A 25,068-nucleotide genomic window follows, 5' to 3' on the forward strand; every position below is an offset into this window, starting at 1 on the left:
ACGCCCGGCCGGCGGGCGGCGGAGGGCCGGGTACGGCGGCGCGGCGCGCCGCCGCCTTGATACCCATGAGAACAATTCGGCAGTGACCTCGATACGAGATCATTAACCGAGGGTAAACTCATGATCAGGCAGTGCTGGGTTGAACTCGACTCCCGCGCTGATCGACATGTTCATGTTGCTGGTCTGCATGCTTCTGCCCCGCGTCTCATACACCTTCAAGAGGGACCAAGAGCGAGACATCAAGGGCAGGGTGGTGCGTGATGAGCATACGAAGGACTTGCAGGTTTCGATCGGTGGCCGGATGGCGGCACCCCTCGTGACAACGGCGTATGCCTCCCTCTTGGGATGGTCGTACGTCAGCGGGGGGTCGGGTTGAGCTCAGCAACGCCTCTTCAACCCCCAAGTAGACGAACACCGTCGTGCTGTCGGATGGCCGGCGGCTGGTCGTGGTGCATGGCGTCGAGGACGCGGATGGCGAAGGCTTCGGAGGCGAGTTCCCGGACCTCCTCGGCGGTGACCCAGCAGAAGGCGCGGGCCTCGTCGGTCTCGGTGAGGTGGCCGCCGATGACCTTGCAGCGGAAGACCAGGGCGACGATGCCGCGGGCCATGTTCTTGTAGACGCCGGTCAGGGTGACGGGTTCGACCTCCAGGCCGGTCTCTTCGCGGATCTCGCGGAGCAGGCCGGTGGTGATGTCCTCGTCGCGTTCCAGGACTCCGCCGGGTGCTTCCCAGTGGCCGTTGTCGCGGCGTTGGGTGAGGAGCGCGCGGCCCTGGTCGTCGATGATCACACCGGCCACGCTGACCGAGTGCGTGTTGTGGTGATCCATCGCATTACCTCCGGGGCCGCTGATCGCTATTCTCGAACGGCGGTACACGTATGTACGAGTTGAGGAGTGGTCGTGGCCGAGCTGCCGTTGCCGGATCTGGACCCGACCAGCGATCGGGCCGTCTTCCGGCAGATCGCCGACCACATCCGTACCGCGATCGAGCAGGGTGTCCTCGCCGAAGGCGACAAGGTGCCCTCGGAAGCTCGGCTCATGCAACACTACGGCGTCGCGCGGATGACCATCCGCAACGCGCTCCAGGTCCTCCAGGGTGAGGGCCTGACGGTGGCCGAGCATGGGCGGGGTGTCTTCGTCCGTTCGCATCCTCCGGTGCGGCGGCTGGCCTCCGACCGGTTCGCGCGTCGCCATCGCGAGCAGGGCAAGGCGGCGTTCATCGCGGAGACGGAAGGGGCCGGCGGGAAGCCGTCCGTCGACTCCATCGCGATCACCGAGGAGCGGGCGTCGGCGGATGTGGCCGAGCGGCTTGGGCTCTCTGCGGAGGATCAGGTGATCCGGCGGTCGCGACGGTATCTGATCAACGGTCAGCCGGTGGAGACGGCGGTGTCGTATATCCCGGCGGAGATCGCCCGGGGTACGCGGATCGAGCAGCCGGACAGCGGTCCGGGTGGGATCTACGCCCGGCTGGAGGAGTTGGGTCACCGGTTGGACCACTTCGTGGAGGAGATCCGGTCCCGGATGCCGCTGCGCGACGAGGTGCGGGCGCTGAAGCTGGCTCCCGGTGTTCCGGTGTTTCACCTGGTCCGCACGGCGTATGACACCGACGGTCGCGCCGTGGAGGTGTGCGACACGGTGATGTCCAGTGACGCCTATGTGCTCTCGTACGAGCTGCCTGCGCGATAGGACTTGACGAACTCCTCTAGAGGAGTCATAAATGTCTTGCACCACCGCTCCTATAGACGAGTAGGCGTCTGTAGTGGTTGATCTCCGGCGCGTTCAGCGGACCCGAAGGGCGAAGCCTCATGACGAATCAGTGCGTGTCCTGTGAGGGACGGGGGTGGAAGTACGTCAGTCCGCGAGGCGGCTTGCTCGCCGGAACGCGGGAGGCGGTGCCGTTTTTCCGGGTGCGTGACGACTGCTCGGCCTGCTGGGGGATCCGCGCCAGGGAAGCGGTGGAGCCGAACCGGCCTGCGGACGCGACGGGACAGAAGCCGTGAGCGGGCCGGTGGGCTTGGGGGCGGTCTTGCCGCGGGAGGCGGCCGAGTCCCTGCGGGCCGAGCTGGGGCGCCTGCGGATCTCCGCCGACGTGCACGAGGGCCACGATCTGGCGCTGGTGTCGGTCTGGGTGGGCCTGGTCGTCTGGTGCGACGGGCAGCGGTTTTGGTGGCGCACCAGCTGGAACGCGCGGCGCCGGCGCTTCGTCTACGCCTGGCATTCCTCGTCGGAGCCTGAGGGTGCGGCGCGCCGGGTGGCGCTGTGGTACGCGCAGCTTCGCCGTGAGGGGCCGGTGCTGCCCGAGGAGGTCGACCATGGGCCGCGTTGAGAGGGCTGAGGCGCCGGTGACGCTCGCGCAGTTGGTGGCGCGTTTCGGGCGAGCCTGGACGATCTGCGAGGCGGTCGGAGGCGGCTGGTACGCGGTGCGGCGGGCGGGCATCTCGGTCTACGGGCATCATCACGGCCTGTCCGATGTCCGGTGCGGGGCGAGTCTGGCGGAGCTGGCGCGCCACCTGGAGGCGGAGAAGCGGCTGGAGGGCCAGACCTGGCAGCGTGTACCGACGCGCCCGGCCCTCTGACCCCATGGGCGAGTGCGGCGGTGCGGGCGACGACATCGGCGGAGGGCCTCCCGGCGTCCGCGCCGCCGCGCTCTTGTTTGTGCAGGTGACCGGCTAGGTAAGGTGAGCCGTCCGCGTCTATGCTGACGATAAGTCGAGCAGTTGGGTTGTTGTCATGTCTCTTTCCGGGGAAGAGTACGCTCCTCCGAAGTATGCGCAGATCGTCACGGCGATTCGGAACAAGATCGCTGACGGTACGTATCCGCCGGGCTCTCAGCTGCCGTCGGAGACGCAGCTGATCCGGGAGTTCGCGGTCAGCCGTCCCACCGTGGTGCGGGCGCTTCAGGTGTTGCAGCTGCGCGGTTTCATCGATCGCGAGCACGGCAAGGGCTCGTATGTGAAGGCGGCGCCGCCGGTGGCTGAGGATGACTTCTCTCGGCCGGCCCGTGCCGTGCTCGATCGCGCCGAGGCGGTGCAGGGCGGTTCGGTGGTCGAGGCGGGGGCGTGTCCGGCTCCGGCGGGTGTGGCCGCGGCGCTGGCCCTGCCGGAGGGGACGCCGGTGGTGATGCGCCGGGTGCTGCTGAGCGACGGCACCGAGCTGTGTGAGCTGATCACTTTCTGGTGTCCGATCGAGTTGGCCGAGGGGACCGATCTGGGCAAGGCGGTGCCGTTGTCGGCGGGCATTCGCCAGCACATGCAGGCGGTCAAGGGGCTGCGGCTGGATCACGTCACCGAGCGGCTGGCGGCGCGTCATCCGTCCCGGGAAGAGCGGGAGTTGCTGGGCCTGGAGGCGACGGCGGCGGTGTTGGGCGTGGTGGCGCGGGTGTTCGCGGCGAACCGGCTGGTCATGCTCATCGAGGTGGCGCTTCCCGGGGTGCTCCATGAGCTGGAGGACACCTACGCCCTGTGATGTGACGCAGATCACATGACACGACGGAAACTCGTATTGTCGAGTATCCGTTCCTCAGTTAGCTTGTAACTCGACAGTACGAGTTGTCGACAGTTCGATAGGAGAAAACGCCATGGCCATCCACGGCCCCATCCCCATCACCTTCGAGCAGGTCTTCCCGCACGGCTGCTACATCGTCGGCGAGGTCGAGCAGGTCAAGGACTTCGACGCCTCCTCCGGCGGACGCACCGTGTTCGCCAAGGACAAGACCACCGGCGAACTCATCTGGCAGGTCGCCGTCATGGACGCCGACCCGAACGTCAAGGCCGGGCAGAAGACCGTCTCGGTCAAGCTCCTGTCCCCGGTGCAGCCGGTCGTCCCGCCGGCCCTGCCGGGGCTGCCGTTCGTGCCGGTGGAGTTCGACGGCATGACCGTCACCCCCTACGTCGCGCAGAACACCGGCCGCCTGGCCTACTCCATCCGCGCCACCGCGCTGCGCGCTCCCCGCACCACCGGCACGGCCGGTGCTCCGGCCAAGCAGAACGGCGCGGTCAAGGAGGCCGCGGCATGACCGAGCCCACGCCCTACACCTTCGTCACCGCGTCGATCGACGAGGCCGGCACCCGGCTCGGCATCTCCTTCCGCACCGCCGACCTGGCGGTCAGCGTGCTGGGCGCCGACCGGCACCGGCCGTTCCTGGACATCTCCGGCCTCCAGGCGCGGGTGTCGATCTCCACCACCGGCGGCGGCCCGGTCACCGACCAGGACGTGGCCCTGGCCCGGCAGCTCGCCGACGCCGCCACCCGCTACCTGGCGGTGTGCGAACGCCTGCGCACCGACCAGGTGACCGACCAGAGCGACCCGGTCCCCTCGGACGAGGCCGCGGCCTGACGTAAGCGGGGCCGCCAGAAGGTGCAACTTCCGGCGGCCCCTCGACTCTCCCTCGCACGCGAATCCAAGGAAGAATCCAAGGAAGAAGGCACCAGCCTAATGTTCAAAAAGCTCCCCGGTGACGAGGCGCAACACCTCGTCACCACCACCCCCGACACCGCCGTGGTCTTCCGCCCGGCCGTGCTCCACACCCCGGCCATCATCACCGTCCTCATCTTCACCTGGCGGCTGCTCGCCGGGCTGATCCGGCTAATCTGGCGGCACCCGATCGCCGCGACCGTGATCGCCGTGCCCGCCGTGCTGTGCTGGTGGGCCAGCTGGCGTGTCGCTCTGGCCGCGGTCACCGTGCCCGGCTCGGTCCTCATCGCCTGCGGCCTGTTCCACCGGGCGCTGTTCCTGCACTGGGTGGGCTGGCGGCTGCTGGCCTTCTGGCGCCGGATCTGGGTGTACCGGCGGCACTGGCATCCGGTGATGACCGTCTCCGGCCTCGCCCGGCACGTCCACGGCCGCGACTACCTGCCCCACCTGGCCCACGTCACCTGCACCTCCTGGGCCGACCTGGTCACCGTGCGGATGCTCACCGGCCAGTGCGTCAAGGACTGGGCCGACCGCGTCGACCACCTCGCGCACGGCTTCGGCGCCACCTCCTGCCGGGTGACCGTCGCGCGGGCGGGCCGGTTATTACTGATCTTCCCCCGGCGGGACCCGCTGGCCGTCCCACTGCCTGCCGTCCCGATCCTGGACGAGGTCTCGGTGGGGCCGGTGGAGATCGGCCGCTGCGAGGACGGCACTCCGTGGCGGCTGAAGGTCCACGGCACCCATGTCCTGGTGGCCGGCGCCACCGGCGCGGGCAAGGGTTCGATCATCTGGTCGACGATCCGCGGCCTGCTGCCCGCCGTGCGCGCGGGCCTGGTGCAGGTCTGGGCGCTGGACCCGAAACGGATGGAACTGTCGTTCGGCCGGTCCCTGTTCGGCGACCGGTACGCGGCCACCCCGGAGCAGTGCGCGGAGCTGCTGGAGGCCGCGGTGGCGGTGATGCAGGAACGGGCCGACCGGTTCGCCGGTCTCCAGCGCACCCACACCCCCACCACCGAGGATCCGTTCGTCCTGGTGGTGGTCGACGAGGTGGCGTTCCTGACCGCCTACCAATCCGACAAGGGCCTCAAGCTCCGTATCTCCGCGGCGCTGGCCACCCTCACCACCCAGGGCCGCGCGGTCGGCGTCGGCGTGCTCGCCGCCCTCCAGGACCCGCGCAAGGACGTGCTCAGCATCCGCAACCTGTTCCCCGACAAGATCGCCCTCCGCCTCGACGAATCCGAGCAGGTCGACATGGTCCTCGGCGACGGCGCCCGGGACCGGGGCGCCCTGGCCGACCACATCTCCCCCATCCCCGCCCAAGGCGCCGGCGTGGCCTATGTGCGGCTGGAGACCTCGCCGGATCCGATCCGGGTCCGTGCGGCCTACGTCTGCGACGTCGACATCCGCGACATGGTCGCCGTCTTCACCGCCGCCACACCGTCCCTGCCGGGTGAGGGGGCCTGATGAGGATCGTCATCGAGGGCACCCGCGCACAGATCGACCGGCTTCGCCAGGACCCGGACCTGTTCCTGTGCGCTCCCGCTCACCCGCTCTTCCTCGTCCTGCGGGATGTCCGGATCCGCAAAGACCCCTACCGCGACGCCTACCGGCTCACCGCCGACGCATCCGACCGAGAGGAGGCCGTGTGACCGACGCTCTCACCCACCCGTCCACCCCCGAGACCCCCAACGGCGCCGACCGCACCCTGCCCCGCCTGGTCCGTGAGACCCTTCCCCTGGCCCTGGATGTGGCCATCGAGGTGGCCAAGCTCAACGGGGTGTGCATCCGCCCCATCGAGATGCGCCGCCTCGACACGCACACCGGCACGGTGGAAACCTTCAACATCCCGTGCGGCACCACCCAGGAGGCCAAGTGCCCGCCGTGCGCCAAGCGCAACCAGCAGCTGCGCCGCGCGCAGTGCCGGGAAGGTTGGCACCTCGACCACGAGCCCGTCGCCGAACCCCACCCCTCGACCGAGGATCAGCGGTGGCTGATCGAGTTCCGCGCCGACGTGCAGGCCAAGCGCGATGCGGCCGAACAGGCCAGAGAACACGAACAGGTCGCCGACTGGGACGCGGCCATCGAGAGCATCGACGCGGAGATCAACGCCGTCGGCATGCGCGGAAACGTCCTGGGCGGCCGGGCCACGCCCCGCCGCTCCCGCTCCACCCGGCGCCGCCAGGACGCCCCAGACCTGCCCCGGCGCGCCAAGCAGAACACCACCCTGGGCCGCACCTTCATCGCCCCGGACGGGCGGGTGTATCGGCCCTCGCTGTTCGTCACCCTCACCCTGCCCTCCTACGGCAAGATCCGGGCCGGCCAGGGTGTGCCGGTCGACCCGAGCACGTACGACTACGCCCGAGCCGCCCGCGACGCCCTGCACTTCGCCAAACTGGTCGACCGGTTCGTGCAGAACCTGCGCCGAGTGGCGGGCTATGACGTGCAGTACTTCGCCACCGTCGAACCCCAGAAACGCCTGGCCCCGCACCTGCACATGGCCATCCGCGGCACCCTGCCCCGCGCCGAGATCAAGGCGATCGCCGCGGCCACCTACCACCAGGTGTGGTGGCCGGCCGTCGACGAGGTCCGCTTCGACGGCGAGCACCTGCCAATCTGGACGGAGCGGGCCGACCTGCCCGACGGCGCCGCCTACCCGGACGGGCAGGCCGGCGAATACCTCGACCCGGCCACCGGGGAACTCCTGCCCACCTGGGATGAGGCGCTCGACCGGCTCGACGCCGACGACACGGCCGAGCCCCTGCACGTGGTCCGTTTCGGCCCCCAGGTCGACGTCCAAGGGCTCCTGGCCGGGTCCCCGGACGCGCACGCGCGCATCGGCTACCTGACCAAGTACCTCACCAAGAACCTCGGCGACCCCCTCGACCCCGACGACCCGTCCACCGACGACCCGGCCCGCCGCGACCACGCCGCCCGGATGGTCGAGGCGCTGCGCTACGAACCCTGCTCGCCGACGTGCGCGAACTGGCTGCGCTACGGCATCCAGCCCAAGGGCGCCAAGGCCGGCATGGTGCCGGGCCGGTGCAAGGGCAAGGCACACAAACCCGAACACCTCGGCTACGCCGGACGCCGGGTGCTGGTGTCCCGCAAGTGGTCGAACAAGACCCTGCGCGAGCACAAGGCCGACCGGCGGGCCTGGGTGCTCGACATGCTCGGCCTGCCCGACGACACCCCCACCGACCCGCACCGCTACGTGTGGCGGCCGGTCTCGGCCAAGGACCCGACCCGCACCCCGCTGGCCAAACGCCTGCTGCGCGAGGTCGCCAACCGCCAGCGCACCCGTGCCCGCCGGGCCGAACTGGAAGCCAGAGCCGACGGCAGACCCGTCCCGGATCTTTCGGCAACTCCGGCCCTGGGGGTGGCCGCATGACCCGGAAGACCGGCCAAGAGCCCGTCTCGATGCTTCCGGAGTCGGCGCGGGGCCGGCTGCTGACCGTCGAAGAAGCCGCCGAACGGCTCAACACCTCGATCCGCTTCCCCCGGCGCCTGATCGAGGAACGCCGGATCACCTTCGTTCACGTCGGACGCAACGTCCGCATCCCCGAAGCGGCCCTTGAGGCGTTCATCGCCGCCGGGGTCGTCGAACCGGTCACCACCACACGACGCAGGAGGGCCGCGTGATGGCCAGGAGCGCTGTCGCCACCCCCGAGGAAGAGCCCCAGCGCTCCCCCAAGAGCAAGCCCAAGAGGCGCTTCGGGCGCGTTCGGCAACTGCCCTCCGGCCGGTTCCAGGCTCGCTACCCCGGACCTGACGGCGTGGATCGTCCCGCCCCGGAGACCTTCGCCACCAAGAAGGATGCCGAGCGGTGGCTCGTGCTGAAGGAGGCCGAGATCCAGCGGGGCGACTGGATGAGTCCAGAAGCGGGCAAGGTGACCTTCGCCGCCTACGCGGCCGAGTGGATCGATGATCGCGTGCTGAAGTACCGGACGGAGCTGCTGTACCGGGGGCTTCTGAAGAACCACCTCGTTCCGGCTTTCGGCAACCGCCACCTCGCCGACATCAAAGAGGCCGATGTGCGACGCTGGCGCAAGGAGAGGCTGGCCGTGGTCGGGCAGTCCACGGTGGCCAAGGCGTACCAGCTCCTCAAATCGATCATGGGTACGGCGGTGGCGGACGAACTGATCCGTAAGAATCCCTGCCGCATCAAAGGCGCCGGCATGCCGGATACCCCGGAACGGCAGACCGTCCCGATGACCAAGGTCATAGAGATCGTGGAAGCGGTTCCGGAGCGATACCGGGCGCTCGTCCTCCTGGGCACCTTCGCGAGCCTGCGATGGGGTGAACTGGTCGGGCTCCGCCGCACGCATCTCGACCTCGACCGGGGGTTACTCCGGGTCTCCGGCGCGCTGGTCGAGATCGGGGGCGGCAAGGTCATGGAGGACACCCCCAAGTCGCGGGCCGGTCGGCGGGTGGTCTCCATTCCCCCGGAGATCATTCCCGAGCTGCGCGTGCACCTCGACATGTTCGCCGAGACGGAAGAGAACGGGCGTGTCTTCACCGGCCCCAACGGTGGGCCGCTGAAGCATTCCGGATTCCGCCGGACGTGGAACAAGGCCCGGTGGGGCGTGGGGCTTCCCGATCTCCACTTCCACGATCTCCGCCATATCGGGAACACCCTGGCCGCCTCCACGGGGGCGAGCCTCAAAGAGCTGATGTCGCGCATGGGGCACTCCTCCACCCGGGCGGCGCTGATCTACCAGCACGCCAGTCAGGACCGGGACAGGGCCATCGCGCGGGCGCTCGGAAAGGCGTTCACGAAAGCTCAGACCAACGGGCATGAGAAGTCATCGGGCACGCAGCGGGCACGGAAGATCATAAAGTTCGGCTGAAAAGCAGAAGGCCAGGCCCCCGGATACCGGGTGACCTGGCCTTTTACTTCGAGCCGACGAGGGGAATCGAACCCCTGACCTACAGTTTACAAGACTGTTGCTCTGCCGATTGAGCTACGTCGGCACGGTCGCCTGAAGAGTGTAGTCGGCTGGACCCCTGTCCGTCACCGAGGTGGGCCATCACGATTGCGAACGGTCAGCGACGGCGGTGGCGTGCCGTCTCGTAGAGCGCGATGCCGGCGGCGACGCCGGCGTTGAGGGATTCGGCCGCGGCGTGCATCGGGATGCGGACGACCAGGTCGCACGACTCACGGACCAGGCGGGACAGGCCCTTGCCCTCCGAGCCGACGACGATGACCAGGGGGCCGTCGAGGAGGTTGGCCTCGGCGAGCTCGACCGTGCCCTCACCGTCGAGGCCGATCACGAACAGACCGGCCTCGCGGTACTCGCGCAGGGTGGCGGTGAGGTTGGCCGCGCGGGCGACCGTCATGGTGGCCAGCGTGCCCGCGGAGGTCTTCCAGGCGCCGCCCGTCACCCCGGCCGAGCGGCGGGACGGGACGACCAGGCCGTGGGCGCCGAAGGCGGTCGCCGAACGGGCGATGGCGCCGAGGTTGCGGGGGTCGGTGACGCCGTCGAGAGCCACGATCAGCGGGGCCTCCCCGGCGTCCTGGGCGATGCCGACCAGGTCGTCGGGGTGGGCGTATTCGTACGGCGGGATCTGCAGGGCCACGCCCTGGTGGATGCCGCCCTCGGTGAGGCGGTCGAGCTTGTCCCTGGTGACCTCCAGCATCGCGATGCCGCGGTCGGCCGCGATGCGGAGCGACTCCTTGACGCGGTCGTCGTTGTCGATGCGCTGGGCGACGTAGAGCACGCTGGCGGGCACCGCGGCCCGCAGCGCCTCCAGGACGGGATTGCGCCCGCCGATGTACTCCGGCGCGTCGTCGCCGCGCTTCGGACGCGCCGCGGGGCGCGGGGAGGAGGACCCGCCGGTCCGCTCCTCGCGCTCGATCCGCTGGGCGCGCATCTTGTCCTTGTGCCAGTGCCGCATGTGCGCCGGCGGAGTGGCACCCCTGCCCTCCAGGCCCCGGCGGACGTTTCCACCGGTGCCCTTGGTCGGACTCTTCTTCTTCGCGGGTCGCCCGGACCCTCTACCCCCACCAGCCATGGTCTCTAGGGTAGGGGGCTTTTACCGCGACAGTTCCCAGCGAGGACCCTGGGGGGTGTCCTCCACGTGGATCCCGGCGGCGGCGAGCTGATCGCGGATGCCGTCGGCCGCCGCGAAGTCCTTGCGCGCCCGCGCCGCCTGCCGCTGCTCCAGGGCCACGGTCACCAGCGTGTCGACGGTGGCGCGCAGGCCGCTCTCGCCGCCCCCGGAACGCCACTGCTCGGAGCGCGGATCGAGGCCGAGGACGTCGAGCATGTTCTGCGTCTCGGCGAGCAGCCTGGCGACCTGCTCCTTGTTGCCCTGGGCCAGCGCGACGTTGCCCTCGCGGACCACCTCGTGCACCACGGCGAGCGCCTGGGGGGTGCCCAGGTCGTCGTCGAGGGCGTCGGTGAAGGCCTGGGGCAGCGGGGCGTGCGCGTCCACGTCGTGGATGACCTCCGCCGCGCGGGTGACGAAGCCCTCGATGCGCTGGTAGGCCGCGGCGGCCTCGAACAGCGCCTCCTCGGAGTATTCGATCGCGGAGCGGTAGTGCGGGGCCGCCAGGTAGTAGCGGAGCTCGACCGGGCGGACCTTCTTGGTGACCTCGGGGACCAGCAGGGAGTTCCCGAGCGACTTGCTCATCTTCTCCGCACCGATCTTGAGCATGCCGTTGTGCATCCAGTAACGCGCGAAGCCGTCGCCGGCCGCCTGTGACTGGGTGAGCTCGTTCTCGTGGTGCGGGAAGATCAGGTCGACGCCGCCGCCGTGGATGTCGAAGGTCGAGCCGAGGTACTTCGTGGCCATGGCGGAGCACTCCAGGTGCCAGCCGGGGCGGCCGCGCCCCCAGGGCGTCGGCCAGGTCGGCTCGCCGGGCTTCTCGCCCTTCCAGAGCGCGAAGTCGCGGGGATCGCGCTTGGCCGAGTCGGTCTCGGTGTCGCCCGCGGCCCGCATGTTCTCCAGCCTCTGGTTGGACAGCGAACCGTAGCGGTCGGCGTAGGACATGACGTCGAAGTAGACGTCCCCGCCGGAGGCGTAGGCGTGGCCGGCGGCGATCAGCCGCTCCATCAGCTCGATCATCTCGGGCACGTGGCCGGTGGCCCGCGGCTCGACGGTCGGCGGCAGGCAGCCGAGCACCTCGTAGGCCCAGGTGAAGGCGCGCTGATTGCGCTCGGCCACGACGAACCACGGCACGTTCTCGGCCGCCGCCACCCGAATGATCTTGTCGTCGATGTCGGTGACGTTGCGGCAGAAGGTCACGTCGTAGCCGGAGCGGATCATCCAGCGCCGGAGCACGTCGAAGTTGACACCCGAGCGGATATGCCCGATGTGCGGCGGAGCCTGCACGGTGGCACCACACAGGTAGATGGAGGCCCGGCCAGGCTCGACCGGGACGAATTCGCGGACCGTACGTACGCTGGTGTCGTATAGGTGCAGGCTCACGAGGCAAGGCTAATGCCTCACCCCGCCTCACAAGCCGAGTTGTGCGACGTTGAAGCACCCCAGTACGGCTTTTTATGGGTATCGGAGGTGAATGTCACCCATACCCGCAGACCGATCATCCGCGGTGGAAGACTCCGTCGAAACCGGCCTCACGGCTGACGCCGAAAAGGATCCCGGCTCTCACCAGGTCGGGTCTCCCGCTTCGCCCGCGCTGGAGTCCGCCGAGCGCCCGCGGTGCGGATACCCCGCTCTCCGCTCGACTGCACCGATCATGCCAGGTGCCGATTCTGTAGGCTCGAAGCGCCATGGACGTGAAATCCCCCGCGGCGGCAGACCAGCTCTCCCGCCCGTCCCCAGCCCCGTACGTCCCCGCCGAGCCGAGCCGGATGGGCGTCGCCCTGCGTCGCGCCGGGATCGCCGTCATCGGGGTGGGCGTCGCCGCCCTGACCGGTGTGGCCTGCGTGCTCTCCTTCGAGGACCTGCGCGTCCTCGCGCTTGCCGGTCAGGCCCCCGCCGGCCTCGCCTACCTCTACCCGGCGGGCTTCGACGCGTTGCTCGTCATCGCGATGATCAGCGTGTTGCTGCTGCGGGGCGGAGGATGGCCCGTGCGTCTGCAGGCGGGGGTGATCCTGACGCTGCTCTTCGCCGGCGCGGCCGCCGCCGAGGTCGCGACCGCCATGCGGATGGCGGTGGACGCGCAGCGGGCGGCCGTCGTGGTCTCCGTCGCGCCGTGGGTGTTCCTGATCCTGGCCCTGTGGCTCTGGCTCCTGCTGATCAAGCACGCCGCCGCCCGGCGGGCCGCCGTCGACGCGGCCCTGACCGGTCGGGGGCACGACCTCGTGCCGTTCCCCGAGGCCGACCTGCCGACCGCCGAGTACCCGGTCCGGACGGCCCGCGACGAGCGGCGGGACGACCCCGCCCGCGCCGACCGCGACGAGCGGCGGGATGCCCCGGACCCGGCGGACCGGCCTGCGCGCACCGACCACCCGCACCGACCGGCGCACGCGCCCCATCCGGTGCCGCCGGGGCAGCTCGTGCACCACCCCGCGGCCGAGATCATGCTCGACCCGCTGGCGGCCCCTCCCCTGGACGCCGCCCCGCATCACGATCTCCCGCCGGCGGTACCCGTGGTCGGCCCCACGGCGGCACCGGAGACGCCCGAGGTCACCGATCTCCCGCCGGACCCGCCGCCCGCCAGGGCGGACAGGCCCATGCGCTGGGGCGACCTGGTCCGGCCCCACCCGGGTGACCTGCTCGTCCACCCGCGTCGTCCCGCCCCGGAAGCGGCGGCCGAGAAGGCCGGGACCGGCAGCCGGGTCAGCGAACGGGTGGAGACCTGGGACACCGCCTCCGGCTCCCCGACGGAGCCCGCACCCGAGGTGAACGACCGCGACGCCGACACCCAGCCCTTCCCCGTCGTGACGGGCCGCCCGGCCGGCACGGCGACGGACCGGCCCGCGTCCCGTACGGACGCGGGGGCCGTCGCGCGGACCGGAGGCGGTGCCCGGAAGGAGGCCGCCGGCGAAGCGGGCGCGGAGACCGCGAGAGCGTCCGCAGAGGGCACGGGAGCCGATGCCGGGAGCGGGGAAGGGTTCACGGCCGCGGAGAGCCCGGAGAGCCCGGAGAGCGTCGCGTGGGGCGCCGGGACGGCCGACGCGAGCGAGTCGCCCGATCCGGTGCACGAGGCCGGGACCGCCGATCCCGGCGAGGAGGCCGGGGCGCGGGCGTACGAGGACGACACCGCCGCCCCGCCGTCCGGACGTGTGCGCAGCACGCCCGTCCCGCCCGGCGAATGAGGGACGAAAGCTTGACCCGCCCGGCATGACCCCCTGACCCGATCCGGGGAACGAAGCGGGCGTGACAACGTGCTGGGTAAAGGCCTCCGACGACAGCGGCTTTCCGGTGGACAACCTGCCCTACGGGGTTTTCTCACGCCGTGGCGAGTTCCCGCGCGTCGGGGTGGCCATCGGTGACCAGGTGCTCGACCTGAGCCTGCTGGCGGCCGGCGGCATGCTGAGGGACTCCCACTGGTTCGCCTCCGGCACGCTCAACGCCTTCCTGGCCGCGGGGCCGCGGGCCTGGCAGAGCGTCAGGGAGCAGCTGACCTTCCTGCTCACCGAACCGGCGCAGCGCCCGGCGGTGCTGCCGGCGCTCATCCCCATGGTCGAGGTGCTGATGCACCTCCCCTTCCACGTGGGCGACCTGATCCGCTTCCAGGCGTCCATCGAGCACGAGACCAACCTGGGCAGGATGTTCCGGCCGCCCTCCGACCCGTTGCCGCGCAACTGGCCCCAGATGCCCATCGGGCAGTACGGCAGGGCGTCGAGCGTGATCGTCTCCGGCACACCGGTCGTGCGCCCGGTCGGGCAGTTGCGGGGCCCGGGCGGGACCGACCCGGTCTTCGGGCCGTCCGCCCGGCTGGACCTGTCCGCCGAGATCGGATACGTGGTCGGCGTCCCGTCCGCTCCGCCGCACACGCGGGGGATCCGGCCCTTCGAGGATCACATCTTCGGGGTGGTGGTGGTCAACGGCTGGCGGGCGTGGGACATCATCGCCTGGGAGAGCACGCCGCTCGGCCCGTTCCTCGGGCAGTTCGCCACCTCGGTCTCACCGTGGGTGGTGCCGCTCGCGGCGCTGGAGCGGGCCCGGGTGGCGCCGCCCGCCCAGGACCCGCCGCCCCCGCCCCACCTGGCCACCGGACGGCCGTGGGGCCTGAACCTCACGTTGCGGGTGGAGCTGAACGGCAAGCTCCTGTCGGAGCCGCCGTTCGCCACCCAGTATTGGACCGGCCCGCAGCTGTTCGCCCACACGTCGGTGGGCGGCGCCCCGCTGCGGACCGGCGATCTGCTCACCTCGGGGCCCGTGTCGGGATCGGCCAGGAGCCAGTTCGGGACGCTGCTCGAACTGACCTGGAACGGCCGAGACCCGCTCGGCATGCCGGACGGGATCGAGCGGGTCTTCCTGGAAGACGGTGACATGGTGCGCATCACCGCGAGCGCCTCCGGACCGGAGGGCTCCCGCTGAGCCTCGGCGAGGTGACGGGGATGATCCACCCCGCTGCCTAGACCCTGGAGCGCCTGAGACCGGCCACCAGGGCGACGCCGACGACGGCCAGGGCCACCTGCATGACCAGCTCGATCCAGTCGATGCCGGGGGTGGTGGTGACGCCGAGGACCTGGGCGATCGCGGTGCCGATGAGCGCGGCCACGATGCCGACGACGACGGTCAGGATCCATCCGATCGCCTGCCGGCCGGGAAGCAGCAGGCGGCCGAGAGCACCGACGACGGCCCCGATGACGATGGCTCCGAGAATGGACGCGATGGTCATTTCAACCTCCCAGTGAGGGTGAGACCTTCACTCTCACGCAGGAGTGGCTACCCCCCGTGTCACGGATATTCCTGAGAGCCAGAAAAATCCCGACCGGCGGGATTTCCCACCCGCGCCGGAACGGCCAACGGCACCTCAAGAACCGCGGGTGCCGAGCGGGCACCCGTTCCGGCGAGATTCCCGCCGGTTCTTCGCGCCGAGGCCCTCCTCACCGGCCGTTCGCGCGCCCCCTCCGCACCGCCGCCTGCTGGGCGTGCCGCTCCCCGCCGCCCCGTTCGGCCGGTGCGAACGGCCGGTGCGAACGGTCGATCGGGGCGGCCCCCGCTCGGGACTCCTGCACCGGCTCCCGTACGCCGGCGGAGCCGGACACCCCGGGAGTGGCGGCGCGGGGAGCCCTCCAGCCGTCGAGCAAGGCCGTGAACCGCCCGGCTCCGGCCGGGAATCCAGGCCTTTCACAGCCGGGAGGATGCCGGGAATTCGTCCGGCTCGGCCGACATGAAAGACACGAAAGGCACGAAAAAGGTGGCCCGTACCGCGCCAGGAAACGGGCCACCCTCGGAGAAATCGACGAGCATTCCGCGCCGCTCGCCGGAACGCGTTCGCGTTCCGTACGAGAAGACGCCCTGATGGCCTTAGAGGTTCACCACGATCGCGGTCGCGATCGCGGCGACACCCTCTCCCCGGCCGGTGAGGCCGAGCCCGTCGGTGGTGGTGGCGCTGACGCTCACCGGGGCGCCCACGACGGCGCTGAGGGTCCTTTCGGCCTCGGCACGACGAGGCGCCATCTTGGGCCGGTTGCCGATGACCTGGATCGCCACGTTGCCGATCTCGAAGCCCTCCGCGCGCACCTTGCGCACGGTCTCCTCCAGCAGCGCGGCACCGGAGGCTCCGGCCCAGCGGGGATCGGCCGTGCCGAACAGGCCGCCGAGGTCACCGAGACCGGCCGCGGACAGCAGCGCGTCGCAGGCCGCGTGGGCCGCGGCGTCGCCGTCGGAGTGCCCGGCCAGGCCTGTCTCGCCCGGCCAGTGGAGCCCTGCGAGATGGAGTTCGCGGCCGGAAGCGAAGGGGTGGACGTCGACCCCGACGCCCACCCTCGGAAATGTCTTGTTCAGGAGTTGAGAACCTCGTCCAGCAAGGCCTCGGCCTTGTCCTCGTTGGTCTTCTCCGCGAGCGCGAGCTCGCTGACCAGGATCTGCCGCGCCTTAGCCAGCATCCGCTTCTCTCCTGCGGAGAGTCCACGCTCCCTGTCGCGTCGCCACAGGTCACGGACGACCTCGGCTACCTTGTTGACGTCGCCGGACGCCAGCTTCTCAAGGTTCGCCTTGTAACGGCGCGACCAGTTCGTGGGCTCTTCGGTGTGAGGCATGCGAAGCACGTCGAAAACGCGCTCAAGGCCCTCCTGGCCGACGACATCGCGAACACCCACGAGTTCAGCGTTGTCTGCAGGCACCTGGACGGTAAGGTCGCCCTTGTCGACCTTAAGAACCAGGTAGGTCCTTTCCTCACCTTTGATGGTTCGGGTCGTGATCGCCTCGATCCGAGCAGCCCCGTGGTGGGGGTAGACGACAGTGTCGCCGACCTGGAAAGTCATGTGACAAGTACCCCTTCCGCTGTACTCAAGAGTACCACGTATCCACAGCCTCCCGGAACAGTGAAATCACCATAACTGCAGGTCAAAGCCGCATCTTATGACTTGACAAACGCTCAACTGTGTGAATCAACGGGCTAAAAAGCGGCTATGACCTGCGTTCCTCACCTTGTGGGGATGGGGTGGGCCGCCGGGAAAGCCGAGGGAACTCATCGATAGGGTTGCTCTTGCTCTATCTCATGTGTGACAAGGAGAACTCGCACCGTGACCCGCAACAGCCGTCACCGGGCGATCGCCGCCGCCGCGCTCCTCGCAGCCGCCCCGGCCCTGGCCGGCTGTGGGGCCGGATTCGACGCGATCACCAACAAGCCCTACGCACCGACCGAGGCCCTGACGGTCAACACCAAGGGCATCAACATCTCGCAGGCGTTCTTCCTCGGCCCCGACTCCGGCGCGCAGCTGCCGGTGGGAGGCGCCACGCCGCTGTACCTGTCGGTGGTCAACACCAACCAGACCCCCGACACGCTCGTCGGCCTCGGCGTCGACCAGAGTCTCGGCACGGCGAAGGTGGGCGCTCCGGTCACCCTCCCCGCCAACCAGCGGGTGAGCGTCGGCAAGCCGACGCCCACGATCCTGATCGAGGGTCTCAAGAAGCCGCTCCGCGGCGGCGAGAGCATCAAGGTGCAGCTGCAGTTCGCGAACGCGGGCATCGTGCCGCTGACGATTCCGGTCATCACCCGCAGCCGCGAGTTCACCGCCTACCCGCCGGCCCCCGGCGCCACCCCGGCCCCGACGCCCACGCCGACTCCCACCGCCACCGCCGAGGGCGAGCACGGCAGCAGCGGCCACTGAGGCCTGCGGCACCCCGTGGGGCGCGACGGCGCCTCCCGGGGTGCTCCTGCGTCCTGGAAGCGCCAGAAAAGGCTAAAAACCTGGACAAGGCCGGGAGCTCCGCGAGCCCATGGAAGGCGTAAAAGGGCCGCAAAGGTCGTAAAAGCCGTGGGGCTCGTACGGCGCGGACGCGCCGTACGAGCCCCACGGCTGTACGAGCCCTACGGTGGCGGACGCGGATCCCGCGCCGCGATCAGGCCTCGACAGGGTCGAACTTGTAGCCCAGGCCCCGCACGGTGAGGATGCACCGGGGGTTCGACGGATCGGACTCGACCTTGGCCCGCAACCGCTTGACATGGACGTCCAGGGTCTTGGTGTCGCCCACGTAGTCGGCGCCCCAGACGCGGTCGATGAGCTGGCCGCGGGTGAGCACCCGGCCGGCGTTGCGCAGCAGCACCTCCAGCAGCTCGAACTCCTTCAGCGGGAGCTGCACCGGCTCGCCGCGCACCGCCACGGTGTGCCGGTCGACGTCCATGCGGACCGGACCGGCGGCGAGCACCGCGGACTCCAGCTCCTCCACGTCGCCCTGGCGGCGCAGCACCGCGCGGATGCGGGCCACCAGTTCCCGGGAGGAGAAGGGCTTGGTGACGTAGTCGTCGGCGCCGAGCTCCAGCCCGACGACCTTGTCGATCTCGCTGTCCTTGGCGGTCAGCATGATGACGGGCACGTTGGAACGCTGGCGGAGCGAGCGGCAGACCTCCGTTCCGGGCAGGCCGGGGAGCATCAGGTCGAGCAGCACCAGGTCGGCGCCGTTGCGGTCGAAGGTCTCCAGCGCCTCGGGCCCGGTGGCTGCCACGGCGACCTCGAAGCCTTCCTTGCGCAGCATGTACGACAGGGCGTCGGAGAACGACTCCTCGTCCTCGACAACAAGCACGCGAGTCACTGCGCGGCCTCCAGGGGGATCGTGGTGGTACCGGGTACGGCGACCGCCATGCCGCCGAACGCGGGCAGGCGGAGGGTGAAGGTGGAGCCGGAGCCTTCCTTGCTCCAGACCGTGACCGCCCCGTTGTGGGCGGCGGCCACGTGCTTGACGATGGCCAGGCCGAGACCTGTGCCGCCGGTCGCGCGGGAGCGGGCCGCGTCGACGCGGAAGAAACGCTCGAAGATCCGCTCCTGGGCGCTCTCGGGGATGCCGATGCCCTGGTCGCTCACGCTGATCTCGACCGAGTCGGACCCGGGGCCGGCCACGCGGGCGCTGACCACGACCCGGGTGTGCTCGGGGCTGTAGGCGACCGCGTTGTCGATGAGGTTGCGCAGCGCGGTGACGAGGAGTTCGTCGTCACCCCAGACCTGCAGGCCTTCGACGCCTCCGGCGACGAGGGTGATGTCCTTGGCCGCCGCGGTGGTGTTGCAGCGGTCGATGGCCTCGTGCACCGCCTCGTCGACGGGAACCGGACCCGGCGTGGGGATGGGTTCGGCGCCCTGGATACGGGAGAGGGTGATGAGGTCCTGGACCAGGTAGGTGAGGCGGGCGGCCTCGTGCTGCATGCGCCCGGCGAAGCGGGTGACCGCCTCGGGGTCGTCGGCGGCGTCCTGGATGGTCTCGGCCAGCAGCGACAGCGCGCCCACGGGCGTCTTGAGCTCATGACTCACGTTGGCCACGAAGTCGCGGCGGACCGCCTCGACCCGGCGGTGCTCGGTCTGGTCCTCGGCGAGGACGAGCACCTGGCCGTAGGAGCCCAGCGGGGCGACCCGCACCGCGAAGCTGGTCGCCTCCTGACCGAACTTGTGACCGGCCACCTCGATCTCGCTCTCGCGGATCTCGCCGTCCCTGCGCACCTTCCTGGCCAGGGCGAGCAGTTCGGCCGCCATCAGACGGTCGCCCTTGACCAGGCCGAAGGCGCGCGCCGCCGAGCTGGCCCGCAGCACGCGGTCTTCCTTGTCGAGCACGACCGCCGAGGACGGCAACACGGCCAGCACCGAGGCGACCCCCGGGGGCAGCGCTCCGGGCTCGACGCCGTCGATGGGCGTCATCGGCCTCTGCTGCCCCGCACCCTGGCGGACGACCATCACGGCCAGCGCACCCACGACGAAACCGGCCAGGACGGCCAGACTCGCCATCAGCTCACTCACGTGGTCCTCCTGTAGGCTTCACGCCCTCGATGGTAGGTGGGCGTTTCCTGCTTGGGGACGACCCAAGGGGGATGACCACGGTCTTTCCCGCAAAGTTCATTTTATGGTCGAGGTTCGTTCACCGTCGCGCGCATACGTTGGGTGCCATGCGCGACGCCTACCACGACGAACTCGACGCCCTCACCGTACGGCTGGTCGAGATGACCCGGCTGGTGAGGTCGGCGATATCGCGGGCCACCACCGCCCTCCTGGACTCGGACCTGCATCTCGCCGAGAGCGTCATCTCCCAGGACGAGGAGGTCGACCGCATCTTCGCCGAGGTCGAGGCCTCGATCTTCGACCTGATGGCCAGGCAGCAGCCCGTCGCCGTGGACCTCAGAATGATCATCACGGCGCTCCGGATGGGCACCGACCTGGAGCGGATGGGCGACCTGGCCCAGCACGTCGCCAAGGTCGCCAGGCTGCGCCACCCCGACTCCGCGATCCCGCCGGAGGTGCGTGCCACGATCCTGGAGATGGGGCAGATCGCCGAGCGTCTGGTCACCAAGACCGGCAGCTGCATCGCCTCGCGCGACGTGGAGACGGCCATGGAGCTGGAGTCCGACGACGACGCGATGGACCGGCTGCACCGCAGGCTGTTCAAGATCCTGATGGCCCCAGACTGGAAGTACGGCGTCGAGCCGGCCATCGACGTGACGCTGATCGGCCGCTACTACGAGCGTTACGCCGACCACGCGGTCCGCGTCGCCCGCGACGTGGTCTACCTGGTGACGGGCTCCCGTCCCCACGACATCGCCGCTCTCTGAGCACCCGGCGTCCGGGCGCCCACGACGCGGGCGCCCGGACCCCGTCGCCGTTTCCCGGCCGGTCCCGAGCCGGTTCCGAGCCGGCTTTGAGTGGTTCCTCCGGCGGATGGCCGAACGGTGAGACACGAGAGGGCCCGCCGGATCCGGCGGGCCCTCTCTCGTCGTGCCGTGGTGAAGACCGTCCGGGCTATCTGCCCTGGTTGGCCACGGCCTCGATGGCGGCCGCGGCCGCGTCGGGGTCGAGGTAGCGGCCGCCCGCGGCGACGGGGTGGAAGTCGTCGTCCAGCTCGTACACCAGCGGGATGCCCGTGGGGATGTTGAGCCCGGCGATCTCGTCGTCGCCGATCCCGTCCAGGTGCTTGACCAGCGCCCGGAGCGAGTTGCCGTGCGCGGCGACCAGGACCGTCCTGCCCGCCGCGAGGTCCGGCACGATCCGGTCGTACCAGTACGGCAGCATGCGCTGGACGACGTCCTTGAGGCACTCGGTCCGCGGGACCAGCTCACTCGGCATGTGCCCGTAGCGGGCCTCGCCGACCTGGGAGAACTCGTCGTCGTCGGCGATCGGCGGCGGCGGGACGTCGTAGGAGCGCCGCCAGAGCATGAACTGCTCGTCGCCGAACTCGGCGCGCGTCTGCGCCTTGTCCTTGCCCTGCAGGGCTCCGTAGTGGCGCTCGTTGAGCCGCCAGGACCGGGTGACCGGCAGCCAGAGCAGGTCGGCGACGCCCAGCGCGAGGTTCGCCGTCTGGATCGCCCGGGTCAGCAGGGAGGTGTGCACCACGTCGGGCCGTACCCCGGCCTCGATGAGCAGCTTGCCGCCGCGGCGCGCCTCCTCCTCGCCCTTGGCCGAGAGCCCGGCGTCCACCCATCCGGTGAACAGGCCCTTGGCGTTCCACTCACTCTCACCGTGCCGAAGCAGCACCAAAGTCGACATGCCGCCAAGCTTAGTGGGCGGCTTCCCGGCCGCCCCAGCCGTCGGCCGTCCGGCACCGGTCCGCCTCCACGCCGACCGGCCTCGGCACCGGTCCGGGGACCTCAGCGGTCGGGGTCGGCGAAGCGGGCGAACGCCTGCAGGTTGGCGAGCGACTCACCCCGCTTGGCACGCCACTCCCACTCGCGCCGGATCGAGGAGGCGAAGCCGAGTTCCAGCGCGCGGTCGAACCCCTCGTCGGCGTAGGTCAGAACGCACCCGAGAAGCCGGTCGAGCTCCTCCTCGGTGACCGCGGCCGACGGGACCCGGCCCACCAGGTAGACGTCGCCGACCGGGTCGAGGGCGAAGTGCACGCCGTACATGAACCCGTTCTTGGTGAGCAGCCAGCTGTAGAACTCGGCGTGGTTCTCATCGGGCCGGCGGCAGAAGAACGCCTCCACGTGCAGCGTCCGATCGCCGACGATCAGCCAGGTCATGGTCGCGAGCTTGCGCTGGCCGGGCAGCCGCACCAGGAAGGCGCCCGGCCGGGGCTCCTCGAAGGAGACCTCCATGTCCTTCAACGCCGTCTCGATCACTTCACGCATGCGCCAAGCCTACGGCCGGGCCCGGGGGTTTCCGGGCCCGGGAGGCGGCGGCCTCCGGCGGCGCGGGCTTCCCGCGGCGCTCCGGGGCGCTTCTCAGGAGTTGACGGCGATCGGGACCCGGTGGAGGTTCGCCATCGCCCCGGCGTAGACCTCGGCGAGCCGCGCCGCGGTGGCCGACCAGCCGAAGGCCGCGGCCTGGGCCACGGCGCCCGCCGCGAGGGCCTCCCGCCAGGCGGGCATGTGGAGGAACCGGCTCAGCACCCGCGCCCAGTCGTGCGGGTCGTGCCCCTCGACGAGCACGCCGGACACGCCGTCGCGTACGGCGGTGCGCAGACCGCCCACGGACGCTGCGGCCACCGGGGTGCCGCACGCCTGGGACTCCAGGGCCACCAGGCCGAAGGACTCGCTGTGCGAGGGGACGACCGTCACGTCGGCGGCGCGGTACCAGTCGGCCAGCTCGTACTGGGGTGCCGGGGGGACGATCCGGACCACGTCCGAGATGCCCAGTGAGGCGGCCACGTCGGTCAGGTAGGAGGGCCGGGCCAGACCGTTGCCGCTGGGCCCGCCGACGCAGGCGACGACCAGCCTCGACCTGAGCGCGGGCTCCTCGACGAGGAGCCTGGCCGCGGCGCGCAGCAGCACGTCCGGGGCCTTCAGCGGCTGCACGCGGCCCACGAACAGCAGCACGTGGGCGTCCTGGGGCAGGCGCAGCCGGTGGCGCGCCGCGCCCTTGGATGCGGGCTGGAAGACCGTGAGGTTGACCCCGGGGTTGACCACCTCGACGCGCTCGGGGACGGCGCCGTATAACTCGACGAGCTCGCGGGCCTCGGTCGGGGTGTTCGCCACCAGGCGGTCGGCCACGTCCACGACCTGCTGCTCCCCCAGCACCCGGGCGGCCGGCTCGGGCTTGTCGTCCTCGGCCAGCAGGAGGTTCTTCACCTTGGCCATGGTGTGCATCGTGTGCACCAGCGGCAGGCCCCAGCGTTCCTTGGCCAGCCAGCCGACCTGGCCGGAGAGCCAGTAGTGGGAGTGGATGACGTCGTAGCGGCCCGGCTCGTACATGGCCTCGGTCCGCAGCACGCCCGACAGGAACCCGCAGAGCTGGCCGGGCAGGTCGCCCTTGTCGAGTTCCTCGTACGGACCCGCGGTGATGTGGCGGACGGACACACCGGGAACGATCTCCGCGACCGGCGGCAGGTCCCTCGACGTCTGCCGGGTGAAGATCTCGACCTCCACTCCCAGCTCGGACAGCCGTTTGGCCGCCTCGACGATGTAGACGTTCATGCCGCCCGCGTCTCCGGTCCCCGGTTGGTCCAGGGGAGACGTGTGCATACTGATCGTCGCGACCCGGTTGACCCGCCGTCGCCTCACAGACACCACCTCCGAGATGGCTCAACTACCTATTAATCCGCAACATTCCCGACACATAGCCGCGTTGGGGTCGTCGCGGACGGCCCTGGCAGGATGGTGAACCATGAAGAAAACGGCTGTGGTGACAGGGGCCAGCAGTGGGATCGGCGAGGCGACGGCTCGCCGGCTGGCCGCGGAGGGCTTCGACGTGGTGGCCGCGGCACGGCGCAGGGATCGGCTGGACAAGCTGGCCGCGGACGTGCCCGGAATCCGCGCGGTCACGCTGGACGTGACGTCACAGGAGTCGGTGGACGAGCTCGCCGCCGCGCTGGACCGCTGCGACGTACTGGTCAACAACGCCGGAGGCGCGATCGGCCTGGAGCCGGTGGCCACCGGGAACGTGGCCGACTGGCAGCGGATGTACGACATCAACGTGCTCGGCGCGCTCCGCGTCACCCAGGCGCTGCTGCCCAAGCTGATCGAGTCGGGCGACGGCGTGCTGGTGATGCTGACCTCGGTGGCCGGGCTGGTCTCGTACGAGGGCGGCGGCGGTTACAACGCGGCCAAGCACGCGCAGACCTCGATGACCGAGGTGCTCCGGCTGGAGCTCGTGGGGCGGCCGGTCCGGATCGTCGAGATCGCCCCCGGGATGGTGCACACCGAGGAGTTCTCCCTGAACCGCTTCCGCGGGGACTCCGCCGCCGCCGACCGCGTCTACGAGGGGGTGCCCGGCCCGCTCACCGCCGACGACGTGGCCGACGCCATCGCCTGGAGCGTGACCCGCCCGGCTCATGTGAACATCGACCGCATGGTCATCCGCCCCCGGGCCCAGGCCGCCCAGCACAAGATCCACCGCGTCTGACCGTGGTGAAGCCGGTCGGGGAGATCACCAGGGGGACCACCGGTCACAACCGCCTGCGGCGCGCGGACCGGTGGATCGCCGCCGCGCACGGGCGCCTGCTGCGCGGGGCCGACCGCCCGCTGGTGGTCGACCTCGGCTACGGGGCCTCGCACATCACGACCCTGGAGATGTTCCTGCGGCTGCGCCGGGTCTGCCCCTCGGTCGAGGTGGTCGGGATCGAGATCGACCCGGCCCGGGTCGCGGCGGCCAAGCCGTACGAGCGCCCCGGGCTCTCGTTCGCGCTGGGTGGCTTCGAGGTGCCGGTGGACCGCCCGCCCCTGCTGGTCAGGGCGTTCAACGTGCTCAGGCAGTACGGCGAGGCGCAGGCGTGGGAGTACTGGACGATGCTCCGGCGGCGGCTCGCGCCGGACGGGGTGATCGTCGAGGGTACCTGCTCGGAGGTGGGTCACCGCGCGGTCTGGGCCGGTCTCGACCGCGCAGGACCCCGAACCCTCACCTTCTCGGCCCGTTTCGACGCCTTCGAGCGCCCCTCCGACCTGGCTGACCGCCTGCCCAAGACGCTCATCCACCGGAACGTCCCCGGCGAGCCGGTCCACGCCTTCCTGCGTGACTTCGATCGCGCGTGGGCGGTCAACGCGCCCTTCGCCGCCTACGGCTCCCGCCGCCGCTGGATCGCCGCCGTCGAGACGCTCGCCGCGACCTGGCCGGTGGCCGCCCGCCCCCCGCTCGGCGGCCGGGCACGCTGGCGGCTCGGTGAGGTCACCGTCCCCTGGACCTCGATCGCCCCCCGCTGACCCGACCACGCCGACATCACC

Annotated in this window: 28 protein-coding genes and 1 tRNA gene; 17 read left to right on the forward strand and 12 right to left on the reverse strand. The window is 70.5% G+C overall.

Translation table 11 applies throughout. The features are described from left to right. Positions 1–392: 392 nt before the first annotated feature. Entirely contained in the window at positions 393–827 is a 435-nt protein-coding gene (locus tag ABD841_RS35295) for an NUDIX hydrolase (RefSeq protein ID WP_344980868.1), read from the reverse strand. A 72-nt stretch (positions 828–899) separates the two neighbouring features. Here ABD841_RS35295 and ABD841_RS35300 point away from each other — a divergent pair, with 72 nt between their 5' ends. From ABD841_RS35300 to ABD841_RS35350, 11 genes are all read left to right on the forward strand, one after another. Beyond that, positions 900–1,685, forward strand: coding sequence for a GntR family transcriptional regulator (locus tag ABD841_RS35300; RefSeq protein WP_344980870.1), 786 nt, complete (start codon positions 900–902; stop codon positions 1,683–1,685). Positions 1,686–2,025: 340 nt separating this feature from the next. Then, a complete protein-coding gene (locus tag ABD841_RS35305) occupies positions 2,026–2,325 on the forward strand; it encodes a hypothetical protein (protein ID WP_344980872.1) in 300 nt (99 codons plus the stop codon). Continuing rightward, the gene (locus ABD841_RS35310) at positions 2,312–2,575 is read left to right on the forward strand and encodes a hypothetical protein (RefSeq protein ID WP_344980873.1); all 264 of its coding nucleotides are present in this window, start codon (positions 2,312–2,314) and stop codon (positions 2,573–2,575) included. Before ABD841_RS35305 ends, ABD841_RS35310 begins: the two co-directional genes overlap by 14 nt. Before the next feature lie 154 nt (positions 2,576–2,729). Beyond that, positions 2,730–3,464, forward strand: coding sequence for a GntR family transcriptional regulator (locus ABD841_RS35315; RefSeq protein ID WP_344980874.1), 735 nt, complete (start codon positions 2,730–2,732; stop codon positions 3,462–3,464). Positions 3,465–3,576: 112 nt separating this feature from the next. Next, positions 3,577–4,014 carry a plasmid replication, integration and excision activator gene (locus tag ABD841_RS35320; RefSeq protein WP_344980875.1) on the forward strand — a complete coding sequence of 146 codons (438 nt, stop codon included), beginning with the start codon at positions 3,577–3,579 and terminating at the stop codon, positions 4,012–4,014. Further along, positions 4,011–4,334, forward strand: coding sequence for a hypothetical protein (locus ABD841_RS35325; RefSeq protein ID WP_344980877.1), 324 nt, complete (start codon positions 4,011–4,013; stop codon positions 4,332–4,334). The genes ABD841_RS35320 and ABD841_RS35325 overlap by 4 nt, the downstream gene beginning before the upstream one ends. 99 nt (positions 4,335–4,433) lie before the next feature. Beyond that, entirely contained in the window at positions 4,434–5,876 is a 1,443-nt protein-coding gene (locus ABD841_RS35330) for an FtsK/SpoIIIE domain-containing protein (RefSeq protein ID WP_344980878.1), read from the forward strand. Then, entirely contained in the window at positions 5,876–6,061 is a 186-nt protein-coding gene (locus ABD841_RS35335; RefSeq protein ID WP_344980880.1) for a hypothetical protein, read from the forward strand. Before ABD841_RS35330 ends, ABD841_RS35335 begins: the two co-directional genes overlap by 1 nt. Continuing rightward, complete coding sequence (locus ABD841_RS35340) at positions 6,058–7,800, forward strand: replication initiator (RefSeq protein ID WP_344980881.1); 1,743 nt, start codon at positions 6,058–6,060, stop codon at positions 7,798–7,800. Before ABD841_RS35335 ends, ABD841_RS35340 begins: the two co-directional genes overlap by 4 nt. Then, a complete protein-coding gene (locus ABD841_RS35345; protein WP_246473427.1) occupies positions 7,797–8,051 on the forward strand; it encodes an excisionase family DNA-binding protein in 255 nt (84 codons plus the stop codon). The genes ABD841_RS35340 and ABD841_RS35345 overlap by 4 nt, the downstream gene beginning before the upstream one ends. Further along, positions 8,051–9,259, forward strand: coding sequence for a tyrosine-type recombinase/integrase (locus tag ABD841_RS35350; RefSeq protein WP_344980885.1), 1,209 nt, complete (start codon positions 8,051–8,053; stop codon positions 9,257–9,259). Before ABD841_RS35345 ends, ABD841_RS35350 begins: the two co-directional genes overlap by 1 nt. A 51-nt stretch (positions 9,260–9,310) precedes the next feature. Here ABD841_RS35350 and ABD841_RS35355 read toward each other — a convergent pair. From ABD841_RS35355 to cysS, 3 genes are all read right to left on the reverse strand, one after another. Then, positions 9,311–9,383: transfer RNA gene (locus tag ABD841_RS35355), tRNA-Thr, on the reverse strand. A gap of 72 nt (positions 9,384–9,455) precedes the next feature. Next, positions 9,456–10,424, reverse strand: a complete 969-nt coding sequence (rlmB, locus tag ABD841_RS35360) for a 23S rRNA (guanosine(2251)-2'-O)-methyltransferase RlmB (protein ID WP_344980887.1) — start codon at positions 10,422–10,424, stop codon at positions 9,456–9,458. A gap of 21 nt (positions 10,425–10,445) precedes the next feature. Next, on the reverse strand, positions 10,446–11,843 hold the full coding sequence (gene cysS, locus ABD841_RS35365; RefSeq protein WP_344980889.1) for a cysteine--tRNA ligase: 1,398 nt from the start codon (positions 11,841–11,843) through the stop codon (positions 10,446–10,448). Between the two features lie 305 nt (positions 11,844–12,148). Between cysS and ABD841_RS35370 the strand changes: the two genes are divergently transcribed. Then, positions 12,149–13,639: a DUF2637 domain-containing protein gene (locus ABD841_RS35370; protein WP_344980891.1), complete on the forward strand. Its 1,491-nt coding sequence runs from the start codon at positions 12,149–12,151 to the stop codon at positions 13,637–13,639. Positions 13,640–13,700: 61 nt separating this feature from the next. Then, positions 13,701–14,867, forward strand: a complete 1,167-nt coding sequence (locus ABD841_RS35375) for a fumarylacetoacetate hydrolase family protein (protein WP_344980892.1) — start codon at positions 13,701–13,703, stop codon at positions 14,865–14,867. Positions 14,868–14,904: 37 nt separating this feature from the next. Here ABD841_RS35375 and ABD841_RS35380 read toward each other — a convergent pair whose 3' ends face one another. The 3 genes from ABD841_RS35380 to ABD841_RS35390 form a co-directional block, all read right to left on the reverse strand. Beyond that, a complete protein-coding gene (locus tag ABD841_RS35380) occupies positions 14,905–15,171 on the reverse strand; it encodes a GlsB/YeaQ/YmgE family stress response membrane protein (protein WP_344980894.1) in 267 nt (88 codons plus the stop codon). A gap of 632 nt (positions 15,172–15,803) precedes the next feature. Next, the gene (gene ispF / locus ABD841_RS35385; RefSeq protein WP_344980896.1) at positions 15,804–16,262 is read right to left on the reverse strand and encodes a 2-C-methyl-D-erythritol 2,4-cyclodiphosphate synthase; all 459 of its coding nucleotides are present in this window, start codon (positions 16,260–16,262) and stop codon (positions 15,804–15,806) included. A gap of 17 nt (positions 16,263–16,279) precedes the next feature. Beyond that, on the reverse strand, positions 16,280–16,762 hold the full coding sequence (locus ABD841_RS35390; RefSeq protein WP_030924410.1) for a CarD family transcriptional regulator: 483 nt from the start codon (positions 16,760–16,762) through the stop codon (positions 16,280–16,282). Positions 16,763–17,023: 261 nt separating this feature from the next. Between ABD841_RS35390 and ABD841_RS35395 the strand changes: the two genes are divergently transcribed. Next, the gene (locus ABD841_RS35395; RefSeq protein ID WP_344980898.1) at positions 17,024–17,611 is read left to right on the forward strand and encodes a copper chaperone PCu(A)C domain-containing protein; all 588 of its coding nucleotides are present in this window, start codon (positions 17,024–17,026) and stop codon (positions 17,609–17,611) included. Positions 17,612–17,843: 232 nt separating this feature from the next. On the opposite strand, the gene ABD841_RS35400 is transcribed toward ABD841_RS35395, so the two are convergent. Both ABD841_RS35400 and ABD841_RS35405 read right to left on the reverse strand, forming a co-directional pair. Then, a complete protein-coding gene (locus ABD841_RS35400) occupies positions 17,844–18,533 on the reverse strand; it encodes a response regulator (protein WP_344980899.1) in 690 nt (229 codons plus the stop codon). Then, positions 18,530–19,711: a sensor histidine kinase gene (locus tag ABD841_RS35405; RefSeq protein ID WP_344980927.1), complete on the reverse strand. Its 1,182-nt coding sequence runs from the start codon at positions 19,709–19,711 to the stop codon at positions 18,530–18,532. Before ABD841_RS35405 ends, ABD841_RS35400 begins: the two co-directional genes overlap by 4 nt. 158 nt (positions 19,712–19,869) lie before the next feature. On the opposite strand from ABD841_RS35405, the gene phoU reads away from it, so the two are divergent. Next, positions 19,870–20,529 (forward strand): phosphate signaling complex protein PhoU, encoded by a 660-nt coding sequence (gene phoU, locus ABD841_RS35410; RefSeq protein WP_344980901.1) that lies wholly within the window; start codon positions 19,870–19,872, stop codon positions 20,527–20,529. A 187-nt stretch (positions 20,530–20,716) separates the two neighbouring features. Here the strand turns inward: phoU and ABD841_RS35415 are convergent, their stop codons facing one another. The 3 genes from ABD841_RS35415 to mshA all read right to left on the reverse strand — a co-directional run bounded on the left by ABD841_RS35415 (position 20,717) and on the right by mshA (position 23,418). After that, on the reverse strand, positions 20,717–21,460 hold the full coding sequence (locus ABD841_RS35415) for a phosphoglyceromutase (RefSeq protein WP_344980903.1): 744 nt from the start codon (positions 21,458–21,460) through the stop codon (positions 20,717–20,719). A 101-nt stretch (positions 21,461–21,561) separates the two neighbouring features. Next, positions 21,562–22,041 carry a type III secretion system chaperone family protein gene (locus ABD841_RS35420; protein ID WP_344980905.1) on the reverse strand — a complete coding sequence of 160 codons (480 nt, stop codon included), beginning with the start codon at positions 22,039–22,041 and terminating at the stop codon, positions 21,562–21,564. Between the two features lie 93 nt (positions 22,042–22,134). Next, positions 22,135–23,418 (reverse strand): D-inositol-3-phosphate glycosyltransferase, encoded by a 1,284-nt coding sequence (mshA, locus tag ABD841_RS35425; RefSeq protein WP_344980907.1) that lies wholly within the window; start codon positions 23,416–23,418, stop codon positions 22,135–22,137. 97 nt (positions 23,419–23,515) lie between these two features. Between mshA and ABD841_RS35430 the strand changes: the two genes are divergently transcribed. After that, entirely contained in the window at positions 23,516–24,253 is a 738-nt protein-coding gene (locus tag ABD841_RS35430) for an SDR family oxidoreductase (protein ID WP_344980908.1), read from the forward strand. Between the two features lie 2 nt (positions 24,254–24,255). Further along, positions 24,256–25,047: a class I SAM-dependent methyltransferase gene (locus ABD841_RS35435; RefSeq protein ID WP_344980910.1), complete on the forward strand. Its 792-nt coding sequence runs from the start codon at positions 24,256–24,258 to the stop codon at positions 25,045–25,047. Positions 25,048–25,068 lie beyond the last annotated feature (21 nt).

The organism is Streptosporangium fragile, from assembly GCF_039534445.1.
In the GTDB taxonomy this organism is placed as follows: Bacteria; Actinomycetota; Actinomycetes; order Streptosporangiales; family Streptosporangiaceae; genus Streptosporangium; species Streptosporangium fragile.